Below are 19,123 nucleotides of genomic sequence, written 5' to 3'. Positions count from 1 at the left end.
ACGGTCAATCAGCCTACCCGGGATGACACCCGGTCCTGTTCACGGGTGCGCGAGTGGCCCCGGATGATCCGCATTTGTCACCGGGGAGCCGGCAACCGGCGGCCCACCAGCAGGAACACGACCGTGCGACCGCGTTCCGACCAGGTACTGGTCTCCAGTTCGACGGATTGCAGCAGGGTGCATTCGACGTCGTACCCCGCGCCCGCGAGGACCCGGCCGGCGGCTTCCGCCTGATCCCGCGTCATGGCGTGCGTGACGAGGCGCTGCGCCCTGCGGTCGGCGCAGGCGACGAGGGTCCGCGGGCCGCCGCCGCCGATCCGGATGACGTCGGGCTCCGGCAGGTCCTCCAGCGCCTGCGGGGCGACGCCGTGCACCGTGTGAAGTTGCACGCCGAGGCGGCGCGCGGTCGCCTCGGCCAGGGCGCACGCCCGCGCGTCGCGGTCGACGGCGATCACCGCCGAGCCGAGCCGGGCGGCCTCGACTGCGGCGAGTCCGTTCCCCGTGCCGACGTCCCACATCAGGTCGCCCACGCCGGGGCCCAGGGCGGCCAGTTGCAGGGCGCGCAGCCGCCGGCCGCGGCCCGGCTCCTGTCCGGCGTCCGGGTCGGCCTCCTGCCCCCCGGGGTCGTACGCGACGGCGGCGAGGCCGAAGCCGCGCGGCTGGTCGGCGCCGCCCGGATCGAGGCCGGCCAGCCAACTGCTGCCGCCCGGCTGGGAGGTGCTGCCGCCGCCGATCACGATGACCAGGTTGGGGTCGGTCCAGCGGTGCTGCGAGACGGTGTCGGAGGTGAGAACGGAGACGCGTTCGCGGTCGGTGCCGAGCGACTCGCAGATGACGAACGTGCGGTGCACCTGGCCGAGCAGCAGCGCGATCTCGGTGGGGCCCGCGCCGGGCGAGGTGAGCACGGCGACCTTGGGGTGGGCCCGGCACACGTTGACGGCGCGGCGCAGGGTGCGGCGGTTTGCGACGACGATGCGCGCGTCGTCCCACGGCATCCCGGCGCGGGCGAAGGCGGCGGCGACGGCCGACACGGCGGGTACGACCTCCACTTCGAGGCCGTGCTCGGGGTCGCGCAGGGCGCGGACCACGCCGAAGAAGCCGGGGTCGCCGTCGGCGAGCACGACGGCGGTGCCGCGGTGGGCCGCAATGCGGCGGGCGGCGAGCGGGACGCTGCCGAGCTGCACACGCTCGGCGTGTGCGGGGACTTCGGGGAGGGCCAGGTGCCGCGGGGCACCGGCCACGAGGGTGGCCGCCTGGAGGGCCGCCCGGGCGGGCGGGTCCAGCGGGGAGCCGTCCCATCCGATCACGGTGACGCGGTCGGCCATGGTCGGGGCGCTCCTGGGCTCGTCGCAGGTCGGGGACGGCGGCAAGCCTACCCTGCGCGGTAGTCGGCCTCCGGGGCGTCCTCCAGGTCCTCGGGCAGCAGGCCCCAGACGATGAGATCGGTGCGGATGTCGGTCCAGCCGCCGTCCTCGGTTCTGGACCGGACTATGGAGGCGTTGCGGAGGATGCCCTCGCTGACGCAGCCGATCTTCTGGGCCACCTGCTGGGAGGCGGTGTTCCCCGCGGCGGTGCGCAGTTCCAGCCGTTCGAACTTCTGGTCGCGGAACAGCCACTGCGCGATGGCCAGCACGGATTCGGCGGCGTAGCCCTCGCCCCTGGCCCAGGGTGCCACGACGTAACCGACCTCGGTGGCCAGGGTGCGCCAGTTGGTGCTCATCAGGTGGATGCCGCCGACCAGGCGGTGGGTGAGGATCTCGGTGACGGCCAGCACGATGCCCTGGCCCCCGGTGCGTTCCCTGGGGGCGCGGCGGTGAATCCAGTCGCGCGCCTCCAGCGTGGTGTACGGGGCGGGAACGGAGGTCCAGGCGGCGGTGAGCTCGTCGTTCATCATCGCGGTGAGCTCGGGGATGTCCGCTTCCTCGTACGGGCGCAGCACGAGCCGGTCCGTGCTGATGGTGATGTCGGGGAAGGTGGATGTCATGCGCCGCTCCCTGCTCAAGTCTGAGATGACAGCATGCAATACGGATGGTCCGGGCATGGCGCCGGGCCCCGGCGGACGACCGGGGCCCGGTGGTGGTGGCGCGGGTCAGGAGGCGGGTGCGCCGAAGGCGGGAACGACGGCGCCGTCGTAGGTGTCCTCGATGAACTGCTCGACCTCGGCGGAGTTGAGGAGCTCGGCGAGGGTCCTGACGCGCGGGTCCTCCTCGTTGCCCGCCTTGACGGCGAGGAAGTTGGCGTACGGGTTGTTCTCGGCCGCTTCCAGCAGGAGGGAGTCGTCGACGGGCGAGAGGTCGGCCTCGATGGCGTAGTTGCCGTTGATGACGGCGGCGTCGAAGTCCTCCAGGGCGCGGGGCAGCGTCGCGGCCTCCAGCTCCTCGAACGACAGGCCGCGGTCGTCGGTGATGTCGCCGACGGTTGCCTCGGCACCGGCGTCCTCGGCCAGTTCGATGACGCCGTTGTCGGCCAGCAGCTTCAGGGCGCGGCCCGCGTTGGTGGCGTCGTTGGGGATGGCCACGGTGTCGCCCTCGGCGAGCGCGTCGGCGCTGTCGAGCGCGTTGGAGTACAGGCCGAGCGGTTCGAGGTGGACGTTGACGACGGGGACGATGTCGGTGCCCTGGTTCTCGTTGAAGTCGTCCAGGTAGGGCTGGTGCTGGAAGTAGTTGGCGTCCACCTCGCCGCTGTCCACGGCGGTGTTGGGCAGGACGTAGTCCGTGAACTCGCGGATGTCCAGCTCCAGGCCGGCCTCCTCGGCCAGGTTCTCCTCGACGAACGTGAGAACGGCGGCGTGCGGGACGGGGTTGGCGGCGACGCTCAGCGGTCCGGTGGGCGTTTCCTGTCCTTCGCCTGCTTCGCCGTCAGCGCCGCCGTTGCCGCCGGTGTCCGGGTCGGAGTCGGTGCCGCAGGCGGCCAGGGAGAGGGTGAGGGCGGCGGTGGCCGCGAGGAGGGTTCCTGTCTTCAGGGAAGTACGCACGAAAAGTGCCTTTCGTTCTGATGGTGCGGGGTGCTTCTGGTGGCCCGGCCTACCGGCCGGGCCTGCGGAAGGTCGGGGACGGCTCAGCCGGCGGCGCGTTCGCGGCGGCGGATCAGCCGCACGGCGAGGTCGCCGAGCAGTTGGACGGCGGTCACTATGACGATGAGCACGGCGACGGTGACGATCATGAAGGTGTCCTCGAAGCGCTGGTATCCGTAGGTGAGGGCCAGGGTGCCGAGCCCGCCGCCGCCGACCGCGCCGGCCATCGCCGAGTAGCCGATGACGGCGATGACGGTGGTGGTGAGGCCGGCGATCAGGGACGGCAGGGCCTGGGGCAGCAGGACCTTCAGCACGACCGTCCAGGTGCCGCCGCCCATGGCCCAGGCCGCCTCGACCAGGCCGTGGTCCACCTCGCGGACGGCGGTCTCCACCAGCCGGGCGAAGAACGGGATGGCGCCGATGGCCAGCGGCACCACCGCGGCCGTCGGGCCGACGGCGGTCCCCACGACGAAGCGGGTGAACGGGATCAGCGCGACCATCATGATGATGAACGGCAGCGAACGGCCGATGTTCACGACGACGCCGAGGACCTTGTTGACGATCACGTTGGCCAACGGGCCGCCGCGGTCGGTGAGAACGAGCAGCACGCCGATGGGCAGGCCGCCGAGGATGGCGTAGAACGTCGACCACCCGACCATGTACAGCGTGTCGATCGTGCCCTGCTCCAGCAGCGGCTGCATCTCGTCCCAGGTCATCAGGCGCCCTCCTCCGTGAGTTCCCGCTCCACCGCGACCGGTCCAGGCGTTCCCTGGCCGGGCAGCTCGACGGTGAGCCCCTGCTCGCGCAGGAAGCCGATGGCCGCGTCGTTCTCCTCGGGGCGGCCCGGCAGCTCGATGCGCATGCGGCCCACCTGGCGGCCGCCGGCGGTGTCCATGGCGGCGCCCAGGATGGAGACGTCGACGTCGTGCGTGCGGGAGAGCCGGGAGATGACCGGGCGGTCGGCGCTCTCGCCGTGGAAGGTGATGTCGACGACCGTGCGGTCCGCGCCGGAGGCGCCGCCGCCGACGGGGAACAGCTCGCGGGCCAGCCGCGAGCCCGGGGTGGCCAGCAGGTCCGAGACGACGCCGGACTCGACGATGCGTCCCTTCTCCATCAGCGCGGCCGAGTCGCACACGGACTTGACCACGTCCATCTCGTGGGTGATCAGCAGAACGGTGAGGCCGAGCTGCCGGTTGAGGTCGCGCAGCAGCCGAAGCACCGAGCGGGTGGTCTCGGGGTCGAGGGCGGAGGTCGCCTCGTCCGAGAGCAGGACCTTCGGGTCGCCCGCCAGGGCGCGGGCGATGCCGACGCGCTGCTTCTGGCCGCCGGAGAGGCGGGAGGGGTAGGCGCGGGCGTGGTCGGCGAGGCCGACGAGGTCGAGCAGGTCGAGGGCCTTGCGGGCCCGTTCGCGGCGGCCGAGGCCGAGGATCTCCAGCGGGAGTTCCACGTTGCCCTGCACGGTGCGCGAGGAGAGCAGGTTGAAGTGCTGGAAGATCATGCCGATGCCGCCGCGGGCCAGCCGCAGCGGGCGGGCGGCGCGGCTGCCGCGGCCGGCCAGGGCGGTGAGGTCCTGTCCGTCCACGGTCACGGTGCCTGAGGTGGGGCGTTCCAGCAGGTTGATACAGCGGATCAGCGTGGATTTGCCCGCGCCGCTGCGGCCGATGACTCCGTAGACCTCGCCGGGCTCGACGTGGATGCCGACGCCGTCGAGCGCCGTGACCTCGCGGCCGCGCGAGCGGTAGACCTTGGTGAGGCCCGTGGTGGTGATCACTGAGTTTCCGTCACTGTCGGGTGCCCGGCGGCGCGGGGATGGGCGCCACCGCGGCACGGGGCACGTCATGGCGTGGCACGAACGGGTGAGGAGCGCGGCGCGCGGGCCGTCGTGGACCGCGGCTCAAGAATCGCTTCGGGGCGCGAGGCTGCTCGGGCGAGGGCCCTCAGATGTCGCGCATTCGACGGCAACAGCGACAGCCGACACCGGGCATCAGGGCTGCCTCGGTCGTCTGGGAACGGCTGCTCGTCGCGGTCATGAGCACAAGTAAAACAGATGTTCCCCAGGTGTAACGACCTGGTCAGACGTCGTGTGGTCAACGCCACGGCCAGCCGCGCCCCGGGGGCCGCGGCGCCCGGCGGCGTGCGGCCGGACCGGCGTGCGAGGGGGGTGCGCAAGGCGCGCGCGGGCGCCCCGTTAGAGTCGGCGCATGTTCACGCCGCTGACGGTGGCGGTCGCCGTGACCGCGTTGCTGCTGGCCGCCTGGTGCGGGTACGCGGCCCTCCGGAACCAGCCGGTCAAGGACTGGCACTACCTCGGGATGGCCGCGGTGATGCTGCTCACGGTGGCGCAGCTGGTCGTCGGCCTGGTGCAGCTCGGGGGCGGCGAGCGGCCCGCGGCCGGTGGTACCGGCACCTTCGTGTCCTACCTGCTCTCGGTCCTGCTGTGCCTGCCGGTGGTGGGCATCGTCTCGCTGAGCGAACGTTCCCGGTGGGGCTCGGCGACCGTGGCCGCGGGCGCCGTGGTGCTCGCGGCACTCGAACTGCGGCTGGCCGACGTGTGGGCGGGGGGAACCGGTGGCTGAGGACAGGGCGGACGCGCGGGCCGGGCTGCGGCAGGGCCCCGGCCGGCTGCTGGTCACGCTGTACGGGATCTTCACCGTCGGTGCGACATCGCGTTCGGTGTACCAGCTGACGACCCGCTTCGACGAGGCGCCGCTGGCCTACGTGCTGTCCGCGGTGGCCGCGCTGGTCTACGCGTTCATCACCGTCTCCCTGATCCGCGGCGGGGAGAACGCGCGCCGTGGCGCGCTGGTGGCCTGCGCGGCGGAGCTGGCCGGTGTGCTGACCGTGGGCACCTGGTCGCTCGCCGACCCGGACGCCTTCCCGGATGCCACCGTGTGGTCCGACTACGGCCAGGGGTATCTGTACCTGCCGGTGGTCCTGCCCGTCGCCGGGCTGCTCTGGCTGCGCAGGCGGCGGGCGGCGAGCCAGGCCGCGCTGCCCTGAGAGCGCACACCCGGTACGGCCCGCCCCGCGCGCCGTCCGCGCGCGGGGCCCGGGCCGCCCGGGCTCAGACGCCGGCGGCGAGGGAGGCGGAGACCTCCTTCTCCAGGGTGACCAGGCTCAGGTGCCGGGAGACCTCCTCGGTCGCGACGGGCGCGTAGCCGAGCCTGCGGTACAGGCGCAGGTTGCCCTCGCTGCGGTGGCCGGTGAACAGGCGGTACCTTGCGGCGTCCCGCTCGGCGGCGAGGCGTGCCTCGATCGCGACGAGCAGCCGGCCGCCGAGGCCGTGCCGCTGCATCCGCGGGTGCACGATGAGCCGGCCGATGCAGGCGGTGCCGTCGGCATCGACCCGGCCCCTGACCGCGCCGACGACCTCCGTGCCGAGGCGGGCCACGAGGACGCAGGTCTCGGCGATTTCCGTACGCAGGGCGGCGAGGGTCTCCGTCAGGGGCTCGATGGAGTAGTCCCCGTACAGCTCCGCCTCCGACTGGTAGCAGAGGTACTGCAACTTCAGGATCTGCTCGGCGTCCTGCGCGGTCGCCGGGTCGATCGTGACACTCATGCCCATGTGCACACGCCTCCGATGAGGTCTGGGCCGGCCGCGCGTGGGGTGAGGGTCGCGCACCGGCCGGCGGTTGCCCTGACGGCGCAGGATGTGACCTGCGCCGTCAGCATTGTGCTAAACAGCCCTGGGACGGGGGAATGTGCTGGAGCCAACTGGCTTGTGAGATTTCCGACTCGGCGGTACCCGGACGGGTGGATTACGAAGGAAACTCAGCGCCGGTGATCGTCGGCGGCCAGCAGCGCGGTGTCGGGGTGGTCGGCGAACACGCCGTCAATGCCGGTATCGAAGTAGGCATTCAGGGCACCGAAGACGTCGCCGTACGCGTGCGGGTCGTCGCCCCGGCGGAACTCGGCGGGCAGATAACGGTTTTCGTTCCGCATCGTGTACGGGTGCACCAGCAGTCCCGCGCGGTGGGCGTCGGCGACCAGACTCGTGGGGCGGCCCAGGGAGCCGTCGGACGTGCGGGGGATGACCAGGTCGAGCGTGGGCCCCGTGCCCTGCGCGTAGCCGGCGATCTCGCGCAGCCCGCGGCGGGTGACCAGATCGGCGACGGTGCGCGGGTCGCCCGACTCCACGAAGTCCCACGGCCGGGAGTCGGCCGAGGACAGCAGCACGACGCGGGGGGTGTCCACCAGCCGGGCCATGCGTTCCATGCTGGAGGGCTCGAACGACTGGAGGATCAGCCGGGAGTTGGCGCGGTGCAGCCGGTGGCGGCGCAGGATGCGGGCCAGCGGCTCCTCAAGGCCGAGGCCGAGGGAACGGAAGTAGGTGGGGTGCTTCAGCTCGGTGTACAGCCACACCGGGCGGTCCCGCCTGCGGCCCTGCTCGGCGGCCCAGCGCAGCACCTCCTCGAAGGTGGGGACGGCCCAGCGCCCGTCGTAGAGGGTGTTGTGGGGACGCTGCTCCGGTATGCGCTCGGTCGCGCGCAGGGTCTTCAGCTCCCTGAGCGTGAAGTCCTCGGTGAACCAGCCGGTCAGCTCCTGGCCGTCCACGGTCTTGGTGGTCCTGCGGTCGGCGAACTCGGGGTGGTCGGCCACGTCGGTGGTGCCGCTGATGTCGTTCTCGTGGCGGCAGACGAGGTGGCCGTCCTTGGTGGGCACCAGGTCCTGCTCGATGACGTGGGCCCCCAGGTCGAGGCCGAGCTGGTAGGCGCCCAGGGTGTGCTCGGGGCGGTAGCCGCAGGCGCCGCGGTGGGCGACGACCGTGGGTACGGGCAGCTCCGCCGCGATGTCGCGGGAGCCGGTCCTGGCGCCCGCGGCGGCGGGGGACGCGGCGCCGAACAGGGCGGCGGCGCCCGCGGCGCCCGCCGTCACGCCGAGCACGGCCCGCCGGCCCGGATGTCTCGACTCGGCGCCTGCCGCCTGCTGAGCTGCCATGGTCACTCCGTAGGGCTCGTGGTCTTTCGGACCGCGGCTTGCTTCCGGCCCGCTGATCGCGCCCGATGGTAGGGACGCGGCGCTGTCCTGACGGGGACGGGCGAGGAAACGGCCGGCGAAGGCGCATGAAACCTGAGTATCCGCGGTGACCACCCAGTGCGCGATGTATGCCCGCGCGCGGGTATGGTCCCTAGGCATGCGGAGGCGCGCATGCCCATGACCGACCGGAGGGGAAGTTGTCCCGTTTCGTGCTGCTGAAGGTGCTGCTCGGCCCGCTGCTGAAGCTGTTCTTCCGCCCGCAGGTCGAGGGGATCAGGCAGATCCCCGCCGACGGGCCGGTGATCCTGGCCGGCAACCACCTCACCTTCATCGACTCGATCATCCTGCCGCTGGTCATGGAGCGGCAGGTCTTCTTCATCGGCAAGGACGAGTACGTCAAGGGCCGCTCGCCCAGGGGACGCCTCATGGCGTGGTTCTTCACGGCCGTCGGCATGATCCCCGTGGACCGGGACGGCGGGCACGGCGGAGTCGCCGCCCTGATGACGGGCCGGCGCGTCCTGGAGGAGGGCAGGGTCTTCGGGATCTACCCCGAGGGCACCCGTTCACCCGACGGACGTCTGTACCGCGGGCGCACGGGGATCGCCCGGCTCACGCTGATGACGGGCGCCCCCGTGGTGCCGTTCGCCATGATCGGCACGGACCGGGTACAGCCGGGCGGGCGGGGGCTGCCGCGGGTCGGCCGCGGGCGGCGGATCACGGTGCGGTTCGGCCGGCCGCTGGACTTCTCGCGGTACGAGGGCATGGACCGCGACCGGTACGTTCTGCGGGCCGTCACCGACGAGGTGATGACCGAGGTGATGCGGCTGTCCGGGCAGGAGTACGTGGACATGTACGCCACCAAGGTCAAGGCGGCCTGAGCCCTCAGACCCAGGGCAGCTCGGCGCGCTGCCGCCAGTAGACGGCGGGCGGTTCCGCCAGTCGGGTGAGCGCGGACAGCCGCGAACCGTCCGGCTCGAGCCCGGCCGCCGCGAGGTTGGTGGCCAGCTGCGCGGCCGTGGCCGCCCCGGAGAGCACGATCCCCGCCCACGGCCGGCCGAGCACGGCCGCGAGGGCCACGGCGTCCGGTCCGGTGCCGCACGCGTCGGCGATCTCCCGCAGCTCGGGCGGCGCCGCCGCCCCCGCGAGCCGGCCGTTGGCCATCGCCTCTTTCACGATCACGGTGAGACCGGCCTCGTGCGCCTCCGCCAGCGCGGGCCCCGCGGACTGTTCGAGCACGTTGAACGTCGACTGCACCGTGCTGAACAGCGGATGGCCGTCGACCGTGACCTCCAGGGCCGCGCGGACGGCGTCGGCCTGGCCAGGACCGCTGGTGGACAGCCCCACGCTGACCCCGTCCGCGGCCAGCCGCGCCAGCCGGCCGAGCACGGCCGGGTCGGTGAGGGCCGGGCTGTCCGGGGTGACCGAGTGGATCTGGTACAGGTCGAGCCGGTCGCCGAGCAGGTGGCGGGACTGCGCGTACTGGCGGTCGAACGTGGCGGCGCCGTGGTCCTTCACCTCGTGGACGTCGGCGTCGGCGCGCCAGTCCGCGGTGTAGGTGTAGCCCCACTTGCTGCCGACGACGACATCGGTGACGCCGGGGCGGGCGGCGAGCCAGTCGGCGAGGAACTCCTCGGCCCGGCCGTAGGAACGGGCCGCGTCGAGGTAGCGGACGCCGGCCGCGTAGGCGGCGTCGAGCAGCTGGTGGCTGCGCATCCGCAGCGCCTCAGGAGTGCGCTCGGCGGGCAGGTCACGGTCCCTGCCGAGGTTGATGTACCCGGGGCGGCCGACGGCGGCCAGCCCGAGTCCGATGCGGGCGGCCGGAGTTGCGGTGGGGGTGTAGCGGGAGAACGCCATGCGGTCACCTTCGGGCGGATGCCGCCTCGGCGGCGGCCTCGGGACGGGGGGCGGCCTTCACCGTAACCACCGGCCGGTCGCCCCGCGCGGCCGGGCGCGGCACGGGGCCGGGCCGGGTGCCGCGCGGTGTCCTCACAAGGCGGCCAGGAATTCCGCGACGGCGTCGGCGAATCCGTCGGGATCGTCGTCGTGGACCCAGTGACCGCAGCCGGGGAACTCCCGCAGCGTGGTGCCGGGCCGCCGCTCGGCCATGGCGCGGGCCATCGCGGTGGGCAGCACGAAGCTGTCGGTGCCGTGGACGAGGAGCGCGGGGCAGGTCGAGCCGAGCCAGTCGGGCCACCAGTCGCCGACCAGCCGGCGCTGCGACTCCATCAGCTCGTCCAGGTCGAACAGGAAGCCCCAGCCGTCCGGGTACTCGGTGGCGCTCTCCAGGAAGTAGCTCGCGTCGGGGATGCCGCGGGACTCGACGGCCCGCCGCAGCTCGGCGAGCGAGCCGGTGCGCCGCGGCCAGTCGCCGATGTCCAGGACGGGGTGGGGGATGTCGGGCTGCCGGTTGAGCGCCCCGTGGTCCTCGACGATCAGGGCCTCGACCAGCTCGGGGTAACGGGCGGCCAGGCGGAACGCCGTGACGCCGCCCGAGGAGTGGCCGAGGACGACGGCCGGTCCGGCGTCGAGGCCGCGCAGGAACGCGGCGGCGTCCTCCAGGTAGGCGTCGGGGTGAACGTTCCCGTCCCGGCCGCTGCGCCCGTGCGCGCGCTGTTCGAGCGCGATCACGCGGTGGCCGGGGGCGAGGGCGGCGGCCAGCGGTGCGAACATCCTGGCCCGCCCGAAGTGCCCGTGCAGGGCGAGCACCGGTCGGCCGCTCCCGCCGAAGTCGGCGTAGGCCAGCGGCAGACCGCGGACGTCGGTGTGCTCCAGGGTGACGGTAATCATGATCTTCTCCATCCATGACGAAGTCCCGGCCGGAAGGGCCGGGACGCGAAGGGCCGAGACTACCCACCGCCGCCCGCCCCCAAGATCACCGGGGGCCGCGGCCGCCTGCTCCTCTCCCCCGCGGCCCGATTACGATGAGCACATCTTTCAGAGCGGCCCCTGACAGCGCGTCACGGCGCCGGAACGAGGAGTGCGAATGGCGGAGCGCCCGGTGCGGTGGGGAATTCTGGCGACCGGCGGCATCGCCGCCAAGCTGGCCGGTGATCTCGCGGAGGTGCCCGGCGCCTCGGTGGTGGCGGTGGCCTCCCGGGCGCCGGGGCCTGCGGCGGAGTTCGCCCGGCGTTTCGGCATCCCGCGCGCGTACGGCAGTTGGGCGGAGCTCGCCGCCGACCCCGAGGTCGACGTGGTGTACGTGGCGACCCCGCACAGCGCGCACTACGCCGCGGCGCGGCTGTGCCTGGAGGCGGGCAAGGCGGTGCTGTGCGAGAAGCCGTTCACGCTGAGCGGGGCCGAGGCGAAGGCCCTGGTGGACCTGGCCAGGGAGCGCGGCGTCTTCCTGATGGAAGCCATGTGGATGTTCTGCAACCCGGTGATCCGGCGGATGACCGAGCTGGTGGCGGACGGGGCCATCGGCGAGATCCGCGCCGTGCACGCGGACTTCGGCATCGGCGGCCCGCTCGACCCGGGGCACCGGCTGCTCGACCCGGCGCTCGGCGGCGGCGCGCTGCTCGATCTGGGGGTGTATCCGGTCTCCTTCGCCCAGCTGCTGCTGGGGGAGCCGACCGAGGTGGCGGCGTGGGCCCGGCTGCGCGGCGGGGTGGACGAGAACACCGGGATGCTGCTCGGCCACGCCTCGGGGGCGGTGGCGGCGCTGACGTGCTCGCTGGTCGCGGACACCGCGAGGACGGCGGCGGTGACCGGCTCGGCGGGCCGCATCGAGTTCCCGCGGGGCTTCTTCCACCCCGAGCGGTTCGTGCTGCACCGCCAGGGTCACGAGCCCGAGGAGTTCTCCGGTCCTGGACCCGCCGGGTCGTTCGCGCACCAGGCCGCCGAGGTGATGCGCTGTCTGCGGGCCGGTGAGACGGAATCGCCGCTGGTGCCGCTGGAGGGCAGCCTGGCCGTGATGCGCACGCTGGATGCCGTGCGCGACCGCATCGGGCTGCGCTACCCCGGCGAGTAGCGGACGGCGTACCGCGAGCCCTTCGGCACGGTGGTGCCGGCGGGCTCGCGGTGCGCCGCCTCAGGAATCAGGAATCGCCGGGCGGCGCGGCCCAGGCGCGCTGCCGGCCCAGGTCGCCCTTGGCGTCGCGGAGCTGAACGGCCACGGCGGCGGGTGCGGTGCCGCCGCGGGCGTCGCGGGCGGCCAGGGCGCCCTCGACGGTCAGCACGGTGCGCACCTCGGGCGTGAGGTGGGGAGAGATCTTCGCGAACTGCTCGTCGGTGAGCTGGTCGAGATCGATGCCCTCCGCCTCGCAGACCTTGACGCACTCCCCCGCGACCTCGTGCGCCACGCGGAACGGCACGCCGCGCTTGACCAGCCATTCGGCGATGTCGGTGGCGAGCGAGAAGCCGGCCGGGGCCAGCTCCGCCATCCGCTCCCGGTTGACGGTGAGGGTGGCGAGCATGCCGGTGAACGCCGGGAGCAGGATCTCCAGTTGGTCGCAGGAGTCGAAGACCGGCTCCTTGTCCTCCTGGAGGTCGCGGTTGTAGGCGAGCGGCAGCGCCTTGAGGGTGGCGAGCAGCCCGGTCAGGTTGCCGATGAGGCGGCCCGACTTGCCGCGGGCCAGCTCGGCGATGTCCGGGTTCTTCTTCTGCGGCATGATCGAGCTGCCGGTGGAGAACGCGTCGTGCAGGGTCACGAAGGAGAACTCCTTGGTGTTCCACACGATGATCTCCTCGGCGATCCGGGAGACGTCCACGCCGATCATGGCGGTGATGAACGCGAACTCGGCGACGAAGTCGCGGGCGGCCGTGCCGTCGATCGAGTTGGCCGAGGAACCGCCCTCGAAGCCGAGGTCCCGGGCGACGGCCTCCGGGTCGAGCCCGAGGGACGAGCCGGCCAGCGCGCCCGAGCCGTAGGGGGAGACGGCGGTGCGCGCGTCCCACTGCCGCAGCCGCTCTGCGTCCCGGGACAGGGCCTGGACGTGGGCCAGGACGTGGTGGGCGAAGAGGACGGGCTGCGCGTGCTGGAAGTGGGTGCGGCCGGGCATCGCGACGTCCGGGTGGGCGTCGGCGAGGCCGATCAGCGCCTCCTGGAGATCCGCGACCAGGCCGCCGATGATCCGCGCGTGCTCCCGCAGGTACATGCGGAAGAGCGTGGCGACCTGGTCGTTGCGCGACCGGCCGGCGCGCAGCTTGCCGCCCAGGTCGGGCCCCACCCGTTCGAGCAGGCCGCGCTCCAGGGCGGTGTGCACGTCCTCGTCGGCGATGGTGCCGGTGAACGAGCCGTCCTCGACGTCGGCGGCGAGCCGGTCCAGGCCCACGAGCATGCGGTCCAGCTCGTCCGCGGTGAGCAGGCCGGCCCGGTGCAGCACACGGGCGTGCGCGCGGGAGCCCTCGATGTCGTAGGGCGCGAGCCGCCAGTCGAAGTGGACGGAGGCGCTCAGCTTCTCCAGGGCCTCGGCCGGTCCGTGCGCGAACCGGCCGCCCCACAGCCTGACCTCGGGCTGGTCCCCGCTCACTGGGCGAGGTCCCGCCGGGCCGCGATCTTGCTCGACAGGCCGAAGATGTCGATGAATCCCTTGGCCAGCGACTGGTCGAAGGTGTCGCCGGTGTCGTAGGTCGCCAGGCTGAAGTCGTACAGCGACTCCCCGGACCGACGGCCGGTGACGACGGCCCTGCCGCCGTGCAGCGTCATCCGGATGTCGCCGCTGACGTGCTCGTTCGCCTCGTTGACGAAGCCGTCGAGCGCGCGCTTGAGCGGAGAGAACCACAGGCCGTCGTAGACCAGCTCGGACCACCGCTGCTCGACCTGCCGTTTGTAGCGGGCCAGCTCGCGCTCGACCGTGACGCTCTCCAGCTCCTGGTGGGCGGTGATCAGCGCCATGGCGCCCGGCGCCTCGTAGACCTCGCGGGACTTGATGCCCACCAGCCGGTCCTCGACCATGTCGATCCGGCCCACGCCCTGCGCACCGGCCCGCTCGTTCAGCTCCTGGACGGCCTGGAGCACGCTGACCGACCTGCCGTCGATGGCCACGGGAACGCCGCGCTCGAAGGTGACGACCACCTCGTCGGCGTCCCTGGGGGTCGCCGGATTTTGTGTGTACTCGTAGATGTCCTCGATCGGCCCGTTCCAGATGTCCTCCAGGAAGCCGGTCTCGATGGCGCGGCCGAAGACATTGGCGTCGATGGAGTACGGGGACTTCTTGGTGGTGGCGATCGGCAGGCCCTTGGCCTCGGCGAAGGCGATGGCCTTGTCCCGCGTCATCGCGTAGTCCCGGACGGGGGCGATGCACTTCAGGTCGGGGGCGAGGGAGGCGATGCCCGCCTCGAACCTCACCTGGTCGTTGCCCTTGCCGGTGCAGCCGTGCGCCACGGTGTCGGCGCCGTGCTTGCGGGCGGCGGCGACCAGGTGCTTGACGATGACGGGCCTGGACAGCGAGGAGACCAGCGGGTAGCGGTCCATGTAGAGACCGTTGGCCCTGATCGCCGGGAGGCAGTACTCCTGGGCGAACTCGTCCTTGGCGTCCACCACCTCGGCCTCGACCGCGCCGCAGGCGAGTGCGCGCTTGCGGATGACATCCAGGCTTTCGCCGCCCTGGCCGACATCGACGGCGACGGCGACGACCTCCGCCCCGGTTGCCTCGGCGATCCAGCCGATGCAGACAGAGGTGTCCAGGCCGCCGGAATAGGCGAGCACGACGCGCTGGGTCACGGTGTCTCCTTATGATGCATGCGCTGACTGGAATAAGTATGCAGGGCTCCGCATGGTTCGTCAATTCGTCCGGTACCGGCCGTCCCCGGCGGGGGATACTCACCCCATGGGTAAGTCGTACGCACGCATAGCCGGCCGCCTGAGGACGTTCATCGAGGAACAGCACATCTTCTTCACCGCGACCGCCCCACTCTCGGGCGACGGCACCGTCAACCTGTCACCGAAGGGCCTGACCGGCTCCCTCGTGGTCCTCGACGAGCAGACCGTCGCCTACCTCGACTTCGCGGGAAGCAACGCCGAGACCATCGCCCATCTGCGGGAGAACGGCCGCATCACTCTCATGTGGTGCGCCTTCGACGGGCCGCCGAACATCGTGCGGGTGCACGGGCGCGGCGAGCCGGTCTTCCGCGACGACCCGCGCTTCCCCGCCCTGGTGGCGCGCTTCTCCGCCGTCGACCCGGCGAACCACGGGCTGCGGGCCGTGGTCGTCGTCACCGCGGAGCTGATCCGGGACACCTGCGGTTACGCCGTGCCGTTCATGGCCTACGAGGGGGACCGCGGCCTGCACGCCTCCCGGTTCGCCCGCGAGACGGACGAGACGCTCGACGCGTACTTCCACAAGAAGGACCACATCGGCACGAGCATGGACGGGCTCCCGGGACTGCCCCTGCCGCTGCCCCCGACCCCGCCCGCGCCCCTCACCGACTGACCGCGCCACGCCCGGCAGCCGCGCGCCGCCCCGCTACTGTGACCTGCGTCATACCGCTGGTGAAAGGGGGCCCGCATGGCGGGCGAGGTTGCGTTCATCGAGTTCGGCGTGGCGGACACCGTCCGCGCGCGGACCTTCTACTCGGCGCTGTTCGGCTGGACCTTCACGCCCGGCCCTGCCGAGGGCGGCCTGCTGATCTCCGGGCTCGGCACCCCCGGTGGCGTCCACGGCGCCGACCCGGGCGCGGTGCCCTACGTCTTCTTCCGGGTCGAGGACATGGACGCGGCCCTGGAAAAGGTTCGCGCGCTCGGGGGTTCCGCGGAGAACATGGCCGTCGAGGGCGATGCCGCGGAACAGGCAAGATTCGGCCGATTCGTCCTGTGCCGCGACGACCAGGGGTCCAGGTTCGGGCTGCACCAGCCGCCGCCGTCCGCGGCCGGGGACGAGTCCACCGGGCCGTGAGGCTGCCGGTGAAGGGAAGGGGAAGGGGGAAGAGGTGAGCGCACGACTGCGTGCCATCGCGAAGGAAACGGAACAGATCGTCGACGCCGGGTGGTACTCGGCGCCGGGCGGCGGGCGGGTGGAGATTGCCGCGGCCGTGGCGCGGGCCGCGGCGGGCACCGAGCTGTTCGGCCCCGGCCCGGTTGCCCTGCCGGACGGCGCCGCCCCGGCGGGGCCGCCCCGCATCGAGGTGACGGGCGAGAGCAGTCTGGACGCCGCCCGGCGGCTGACCACGGCCGGCCGCGACCCGGTCGCCGTGCTCAACTTCGCCTCGGCCCGCAACCCGGGCGGCGGATTCCTCAACGGCGCACAGGCGCAGGAGGAGGCGCTGTGCCGTTCGTCCGCGCTGTATGCCTGTCTGCTGCGCGCCCCCGAGTTCTACGCGGCCCACCGGGCGGACCGCGACCCGTTCTACAGCGACCGCGTGATCCACTCCCCTGCCGTACCGGTCTTCCGCGACGACCGCGGAACGCTGCTCGCCGCCCCGTACGAGGTGGGCTTCCTGACCTCGGCCGCGCCCAACGCCGGGGTCGTGGCGCGGCGTTCGCCGGAGCGCACGGGCGAGCTGCCGGCGGTGCTGCACCGGCGTGCCGAACGGGTCCTCCGGGTCGCCTCCGCGGCGGGCTACCGGCGCCTGGTGCTCGGCGCCTGGGGGTGCGGCGTGTTCCGCAACGATCCGGCCCAGGTCGCCGCGGCGTTCCGCGCCCTCCTCGGGCCCGGCGGCCCGTTCACCGGGCGGGTGGACGAGGTGGTCTTCGGCGTGCTCGACCGGCAGGACCCCTCCCCGACCAGAAACGCCTTCGCCTTGGAGTTCGCTTCCCTCTAGGGTGATCGCCTCGTCCGGCCGACGGCGGCCGCGACGAGCGCACCGAAACGGAGGATGCGCACTGTGCTCACCACTTCCCTCGGGCCGGAAGCCGAACTGTGCCCGCTCGAACCCTGGCAGGCGGCCGAGTTCTTCGCCTACACCGACCGGGCGCGGGCGCACCTGGCGCCGTGGCTGCCGTGGACCGGGGCGGTCACGGACACCGCATCGGCCCGGCGTTTCCTCCAGCGCTTCGCCGACAGCCAGGCGGCCGACGGCCCGCGGATCTACGGGATACGGCTGTCGGGCGAGCTGGTCGGCGGCATGATCTTCCGGCTCTTCGACGCCGCCCAGGGCTCCTGCGAACTGGGCGCCTGGCTGGCGCCCGAGGCACAGGGCCGCGGGCTCGTGACCAGGGCGGCCGGGGCCATGATCGACTGGGCGGTCGGCGCGCGTGGCCTGTCGCGGGTCGAGTGGCTGGTCAGCCCGGCCAACGGGCCGAGCATTGCGGTGGCCAAGCGGCTCGGCATGACGCACGAGGGCACGCTGCGCAGCGTGTTCGAGATGGACGGCAAGCGGCACGATCTGGAGTTGTGGGCCGTGCTGGAGGAGGAATGGCGGCAGCGTGCGGGCTCTCACCCACACGAGTGATTACGCCGGGGCCCCGCGCAGCAGCGGGGCCTTTGGCCTGAGCGGAACTCCTGGTCAGCATGGCTGACCCACCGAAAGGAGGCGTGCGGTTGGCACAACGGGGCGTGCAGCGATTTCCCGGTACGCCTTCCTGCGCTCCTCTCCACCGGCCAAGCTGACCACATGATCAGCGATCGGTACGAGGAAGGGAGCGACCGAGGCGGGCCCGTTCCCACAGGGAACCGTCAAGTCCCCTGTCGCGTTTGGGCAGTTACTCGGGCAGGGCATCGGGGACACAATCCGGGTCTCCCTGCCCGTCCCGCCCGTGGAGGAGGTAAAGGTCGCCATCCAGATCCTGGAGTCCCCGGCCCGCGGCCCCGCGGGTCCGAGATCGTCTCCCGCCCCTTGCCCGTCGCCGTCACGGACCGTGTCGTCAACGGACCTGGCCAGGCGCGGGAAGCCGGCCTCGGCGTCTCCTCGGGCAAGGCCGTCCCGAAGGCCCTGGCCGAGGAGGCCCCGGCCCTCACCGAGCAAGCCCAAGCACCCGAGTCAGCGGAGGCCCTGCCATGACCACCGTCCCCGAAACCACGGGGGAGCACCACACCGCCCTCGGCACCCTGCGCCAAGCGCGTGAGCTGCTCGACCCGGCGCTGCGCACATGGGTGCACCGCCTGCCCGCCCCCGTCGCCCGGGTCGCGTCCTACCACTTCGGGTGGACGGACAGCTCGGGCCGGCCGGACAGCGCGCCCGCGGGCAAGGCCCTGCGGCCGGCGCTGGTGTTCGGCTGCGCCGAGGCGGTGGGCGCCCGCCCGGAGGAGGCGGTCGCGCCCGCCGTCGCCGTCGAGCTGGTGCACAATTTCTCGCTCCTGCACGACGACATCCTCGACGGCGACACCACGCGCCGCCACCGGGCCACGGCCTGGACGGTGTTCGGCAACTCGGCCGCGCTCCTGGCCGGGGACGCCCTCCTCATCCACGCGGGCCGGGTGCTGACCGAGCAGCCCGCCGGCCTGGCCACCGTCACCGGCATCCGCTGGCTCAGCGAGGCCACCACGCAGCTGATCGAGGGCGAGCACACCGACATCAGCTTCGAGGAGCGGTCCCACGTGTCGCTCGCCGAATGCCTGGCCATGACGGAGCGCAAGACGGCCGCGCTGCTGGCCTGTTCGTGCGCACTCGGCGCGCTGTGGGGCGGTGGGGCACCCGAGCGGACGGAGGCGCTGCGCCGCTTCGGCACGCACCTGGGCATGGCCTTTCAGCTCACCGACGACCTGCTCGGCATCTGGGGCGATCCGGCGGTCACCGGCAAGCCGGCCGGCGCCGACCTGGCCAGCCGGAAGAAGTCGCTGCCCGTGGTGGCCGCCCTCGATTCGGGCACCCCCGCGGCGCGGCGGCTCGCCGAGCTGTACCTGCCGGACGCCGGCGCGCCCGCGGCCGCGCGGACGGAGGGGGCCGCGGCGGAGGACCCGGAGCTGACGGCGCGCATCGCGGCCCTGGTGGAGGAGGCGGGCGGCCGGTCCTGGGCGGAGAAGGCGGCCGAGGAGGAGCTGCGTCTCGCCCTCGACTGCCTCGACCTCGCCCGCCCGGAGGGCGGCGCGGGCGAGCGGCTCGCGGCGCTCGCCCGGCTGGCCTGCCACCGGGACCGCTGAGAGGACGGAGACACGAGGGGGGAAGGCGCTCCACGCGGCGCCGCACGGCTCCGCGCCCGGATCGAGCGGGCCGCCCGGCCGGTCGAGCAGGTGCTGGACCGGCACGGGCCGCCGGTGTCGGTGCGGCGGCAGTCGCGAACGTGCCGGAGGACCCGGTCGCCGTCCCGTCCCGGCCGAC

General features: G+C 72.9%; 20 protein-coding genes and 1 pseudogene. 10 read left to right on the top strand and 11 right to left on the bottom strand.

Annotated features, from left to right (window positions below):
* Nucleotides 1-77 precede the first annotated feature (77 nt).
* From cbiE to STBA_RS32025, 5 genes are all read right to left on the bottom strand, one after another.
* Nucleotides 78-1,325 (bottom strand): precorrin-6y C5,15-methyltransferase (decarboxylating) subunit CbiE, encoded by a 1,248-nt coding sequence (cbiE, locus tag STBA_RS32045; protein WP_077062523.1) that lies wholly within the window; start codon nt 1,323-1,325, stop codon nt 78-80.
* 47 nt (nt 1,326-1,372) lie between these two features.
* On the bottom strand, nt 1,373-1,984 hold the full coding sequence (locus STBA_RS32040) for a GNAT family N-acetyltransferase (protein ID WP_079252268.1): 612 nt from the start codon (nt 1,982-1,984) through the stop codon (nt 1,373-1,375).
* A 105-nt stretch (nt 1,985-2,089) separates the two neighbouring features.
* Nucleotides 2,090-2,974, bottom strand: coding sequence for a MetQ/NlpA family ABC transporter substrate-binding protein (locus tag STBA_RS32035; protein WP_077062521.1), 885 nt, complete (start codon nt 2,972-2,974; stop codon nt 2,090-2,092).
* A gap of 83 nt (nt 2,975-3,057) precedes the next feature.
* Complete coding sequence (locus STBA_RS32030) at nt 3,058-3,729, bottom strand: methionine ABC transporter permease (protein ID WP_077062520.1); 672 nt, start codon at nt 3,727-3,729, stop codon at nt 3,058-3,060.
* Nucleotides 3,729-4,784 carry an ATP-binding cassette domain-containing protein gene (locus tag STBA_RS32025; protein ID WP_077062519.1) on the bottom strand — a complete coding sequence of 352 codons (1,056 nt, stop codon included), beginning with the start codon at nt 4,782-4,784 and terminating at the stop codon, nt 3,729-3,731. The genes STBA_RS32030 and STBA_RS32025 overlap by 1 nt, the downstream gene beginning before the upstream one ends.
* Before the next feature lie 430 nt (nt 4,785-5,214).
* On the opposite strand from STBA_RS32025, the gene STBA_RS32020 reads away from it, so the two are divergent.
* Both STBA_RS32020 and STBA_RS32015 read left to right on the top strand, forming a co-directional pair.
* Complete coding sequence (locus STBA_RS32020) at nt 5,215-5,589, top strand: hypothetical protein (RefSeq protein ID WP_077062518.1); 375 nt, start codon at nt 5,215-5,217, stop codon at nt 5,587-5,589.
* A complete protein-coding gene (locus STBA_RS32015) occupies nt 5,582-6,013 on the top strand; it encodes a hypothetical protein (protein ID WP_077062517.1) in 432 nt (143 codons plus the stop codon). Before STBA_RS32020 ends, STBA_RS32015 begins: the two co-directional genes overlap by 8 nt.
* A gap of 64 nt (nt 6,014-6,077) precedes the next feature.
* Here STBA_RS32015 and STBA_RS32010 read toward each other — a convergent pair whose 3' ends face one another.
* Nucleotides 6,078-6,578 carry a GNAT family N-acetyltransferase gene (locus tag STBA_RS32010; protein ID WP_077062516.1) on the bottom strand — a complete coding sequence of 167 codons (501 nt, stop codon included), beginning with the start codon at nt 6,576-6,578 and terminating at the stop codon, nt 6,078-6,080.
* A 206-nt stretch (nt 6,579-6,784) separates the two neighbouring features.
* A complete protein-coding gene (locus STBA_RS32005; protein ID WP_077062515.1) occupies nt 6,785-7,951 on the bottom strand; it encodes a glycerophosphodiester phosphodiesterase in 1,167 nt (388 codons plus the stop codon).
* Nucleotides 7,952-8,187: 236 nt separating this feature from the next.
* Here STBA_RS32005 and STBA_RS32000 point away from each other — a divergent pair, with 236 nt between their 5' ends.
* Complete coding sequence (locus STBA_RS32000; protein WP_077062514.1) at nt 8,188-8,868, top strand: lysophospholipid acyltransferase family protein; 681 nt, start codon at nt 8,188-8,190, stop codon at nt 8,866-8,868.
* Between the two features lie 4 nt (nt 8,869-8,872).
* Here the strand turns inward: STBA_RS32000 and STBA_RS31995 are convergent, their stop codons facing one another.
* Nucleotides 8,873-9,844: an aldo/keto reductase gene (locus STBA_RS31995; RefSeq protein WP_077062513.1), complete on the bottom strand. Its 972-nt coding sequence runs from the start codon at nt 9,842-9,844 to the stop codon at nt 8,873-8,875.
* 132 nt (nt 9,845-9,976) lie between these two features.
* Nucleotides 9,977-10,777, bottom strand: coding sequence for an alpha/beta hydrolase (locus STBA_RS31990; protein ID WP_079252513.1), 801 nt, complete (start codon nt 10,775-10,777; stop codon nt 9,977-9,979).
* A gap of 196 nt (nt 10,778-10,973) precedes the next feature.
* Between STBA_RS31990 and STBA_RS31985 the strand changes: the two genes are divergently transcribed.
* A complete protein-coding gene (locus STBA_RS31985) occupies nt 10,974-11,957 on the top strand; it encodes a Gfo/Idh/MocA family oxidoreductase (protein ID WP_171987832.1) in 984 nt (327 codons plus the stop codon).
* 67 nt (nt 11,958-12,024) lie between these two features.
* On the opposite strand, the gene argH is transcribed toward STBA_RS31985, so the two are convergent.
* Both argH and STBA_RS31975 read right to left on the bottom strand, forming a co-directional pair.
* Entirely contained in the window at nt 12,025-13,458 is a 1,434-nt protein-coding gene (argH, locus tag STBA_RS31980; protein ID WP_077062511.1) for an argininosuccinate lyase, read from the bottom strand.
* Entirely contained in the window at nt 13,455-14,651 is a 1,197-nt protein-coding gene (locus STBA_RS31975; protein ID WP_077062510.1) for an argininosuccinate synthase, read from the bottom strand. Before STBA_RS31975 ends, argH begins: the two co-directional genes overlap by 4 nt.
* Nucleotides 14,652-14,757: 106 nt before the next feature.
* On the opposite strand from STBA_RS31975, the gene STBA_RS31970 reads away from it, so the two are divergent.
* From STBA_RS31970 to STBA_RS31945, 6 genes and pseudogenes are all read left to right on the top strand, one after another.
* Complete coding sequence (locus tag STBA_RS31970) at nt 14,758-15,360, top strand: pyridoxamine 5'-phosphate oxidase family protein (RefSeq protein ID WP_077062509.1); 603 nt, start codon at nt 14,758-14,760, stop codon at nt 15,358-15,360.
* 75 nt (nt 15,361-15,435) lie between these two features.
* Nucleotides 15,436-15,822 carry a VOC family protein gene (locus STBA_RS31965; protein ID WP_077062508.1) on the top strand — a complete coding sequence of 129 codons (387 nt, stop codon included), beginning with the start codon at nt 15,436-15,438 and terminating at the stop codon, nt 15,820-15,822.
* Nucleotides 15,823-15,856: 34 nt separating this feature from the next.
* Nucleotides 15,857-16,687, top strand: a complete 831-nt coding sequence (locus tag STBA_RS31960) for a TIGR02452 family protein (RefSeq protein WP_077062507.1) — start codon at nt 15,857-15,859, stop codon at nt 16,685-16,687.
* 63 nt (nt 16,688-16,750) lie between these two features.
* Entirely contained in the window at nt 16,751-17,317 is a 567-nt protein-coding gene (locus tag STBA_RS31955) for a GNAT family protein (RefSeq protein WP_077062506.1), read from the top strand.
* A gap of 187 nt (nt 17,318-17,504) precedes the next feature.
* Nucleotides 17,505-17,779 (top strand): annotated as a pseudogene (locus STBA_RS36065) (flavodoxin-dependent (E)-4-hydroxy-3-methylbut-2-enyl-diphosphate synthase); the annotation flags it as partial.
* A gap of 83 nt (nt 17,780-17,862) precedes the next feature.
* Nucleotides 17,863-18,945, top strand: coding sequence for a polyprenyl synthetase family protein (locus tag STBA_RS31945; protein WP_077062504.1), 1,083 nt, complete (start codon nt 17,863-17,865; stop codon nt 18,943-18,945).
* The last annotated feature ends 178 nt before the right edge of the window (nt 18,946-19,123 follow it).

This window comes from Streptomyces sp. MP131-18, assembly GCF_001984575.1.
GTDB lineage: Bacteria > Actinomycetota > Actinomycetes > Streptomycetales > Streptomycetaceae > Streptomyces > Streptomyces johnsoniae.
The sequence above is the reverse complement of the archived record's forward strand: the minus strand, read 5'-3'. Positions and strand labels throughout refer to the sequence as shown.

Excerpts from the sequence above, each read along its gene's own strand:
- cbiE (WP_077062523.1), bottom strand. The coding sequence starts at position 1,325 with ATGGCCGACCGCGTCACCGTGATCGGATGGGACGGCTCCCCGCTGGAC.
- STBA_RS32040 (WP_079252268.1), bottom strand. The coding sequence starts at position 1,984 with ATGACATCCACCTTCCCCGACATCACCATCAGCACGGACCGGCTCGTG.
- STBA_RS32030 (WP_077062520.1), bottom strand. The coding sequence starts at position 3,729 with ATGACCTGGGACGAGATGCAGCCGCTGCTGGAGCAGGGCACGATCGAC.
- STBA_RS32020 (WP_077062518.1), top strand. The coding sequence starts at position 5,215 with ATGTTCACGCCGCTGACGGTGGCGGTCGCCGTGACCGCGTTGCTGCTG.
- STBA_RS32010 (WP_077062516.1), bottom strand. The coding sequence starts at position 6,578 with ATGGGCATGAGTGTCACGATCGACCCGGCGACCGCGCAGGACGCCGAG.
- STBA_RS32005 (WP_077062515.1), bottom strand. The coding sequence starts at position 7,951 with ATGGCAGCTCAGCAGGCGGCAGGCGCCGAGTCGAGACATCCGGGCCGG.
- STBA_RS31995 (WP_077062513.1), bottom strand. The coding sequence starts at position 9,844 with ATGGCGTTCTCCCGCTACACCCCCACCGCAACTCCGGCCGCCCGCATC.
- STBA_RS31990 (WP_079252513.1), bottom strand. The coding sequence starts at position 10,777 with ATGATTACCGTCACCCTGGAGCACACCGACGTCCGCGGTCTGCCGCTG.
- STBA_RS31985 (WP_171987832.1), top strand. The coding sequence starts at position 10,974 with ATGGCGGAGCGCCCGGTGCGGTGGGGAATTCTGGCGACCGGCGGCATC.
- STBA_RS31970 (WP_077062509.1), top strand. The coding sequence starts at position 14,758 with ATGGGTAAGTCGTACGCACGCATAGCCGGCCGCCTGAGGACGTTCATC.
- STBA_RS31965 (WP_077062508.1), top strand. The coding sequence starts at position 15,436 with ATGGCGGGCGAGGTTGCGTTCATCGAGTTCGGCGTGGCGGACACCGTC.
- STBA_RS31945 (WP_077062504.1), top strand. The coding sequence starts at position 17,863 with ATGACCACCGTCCCCGAAACCACGGGGGAGCACCACACCGCCCTCGGC.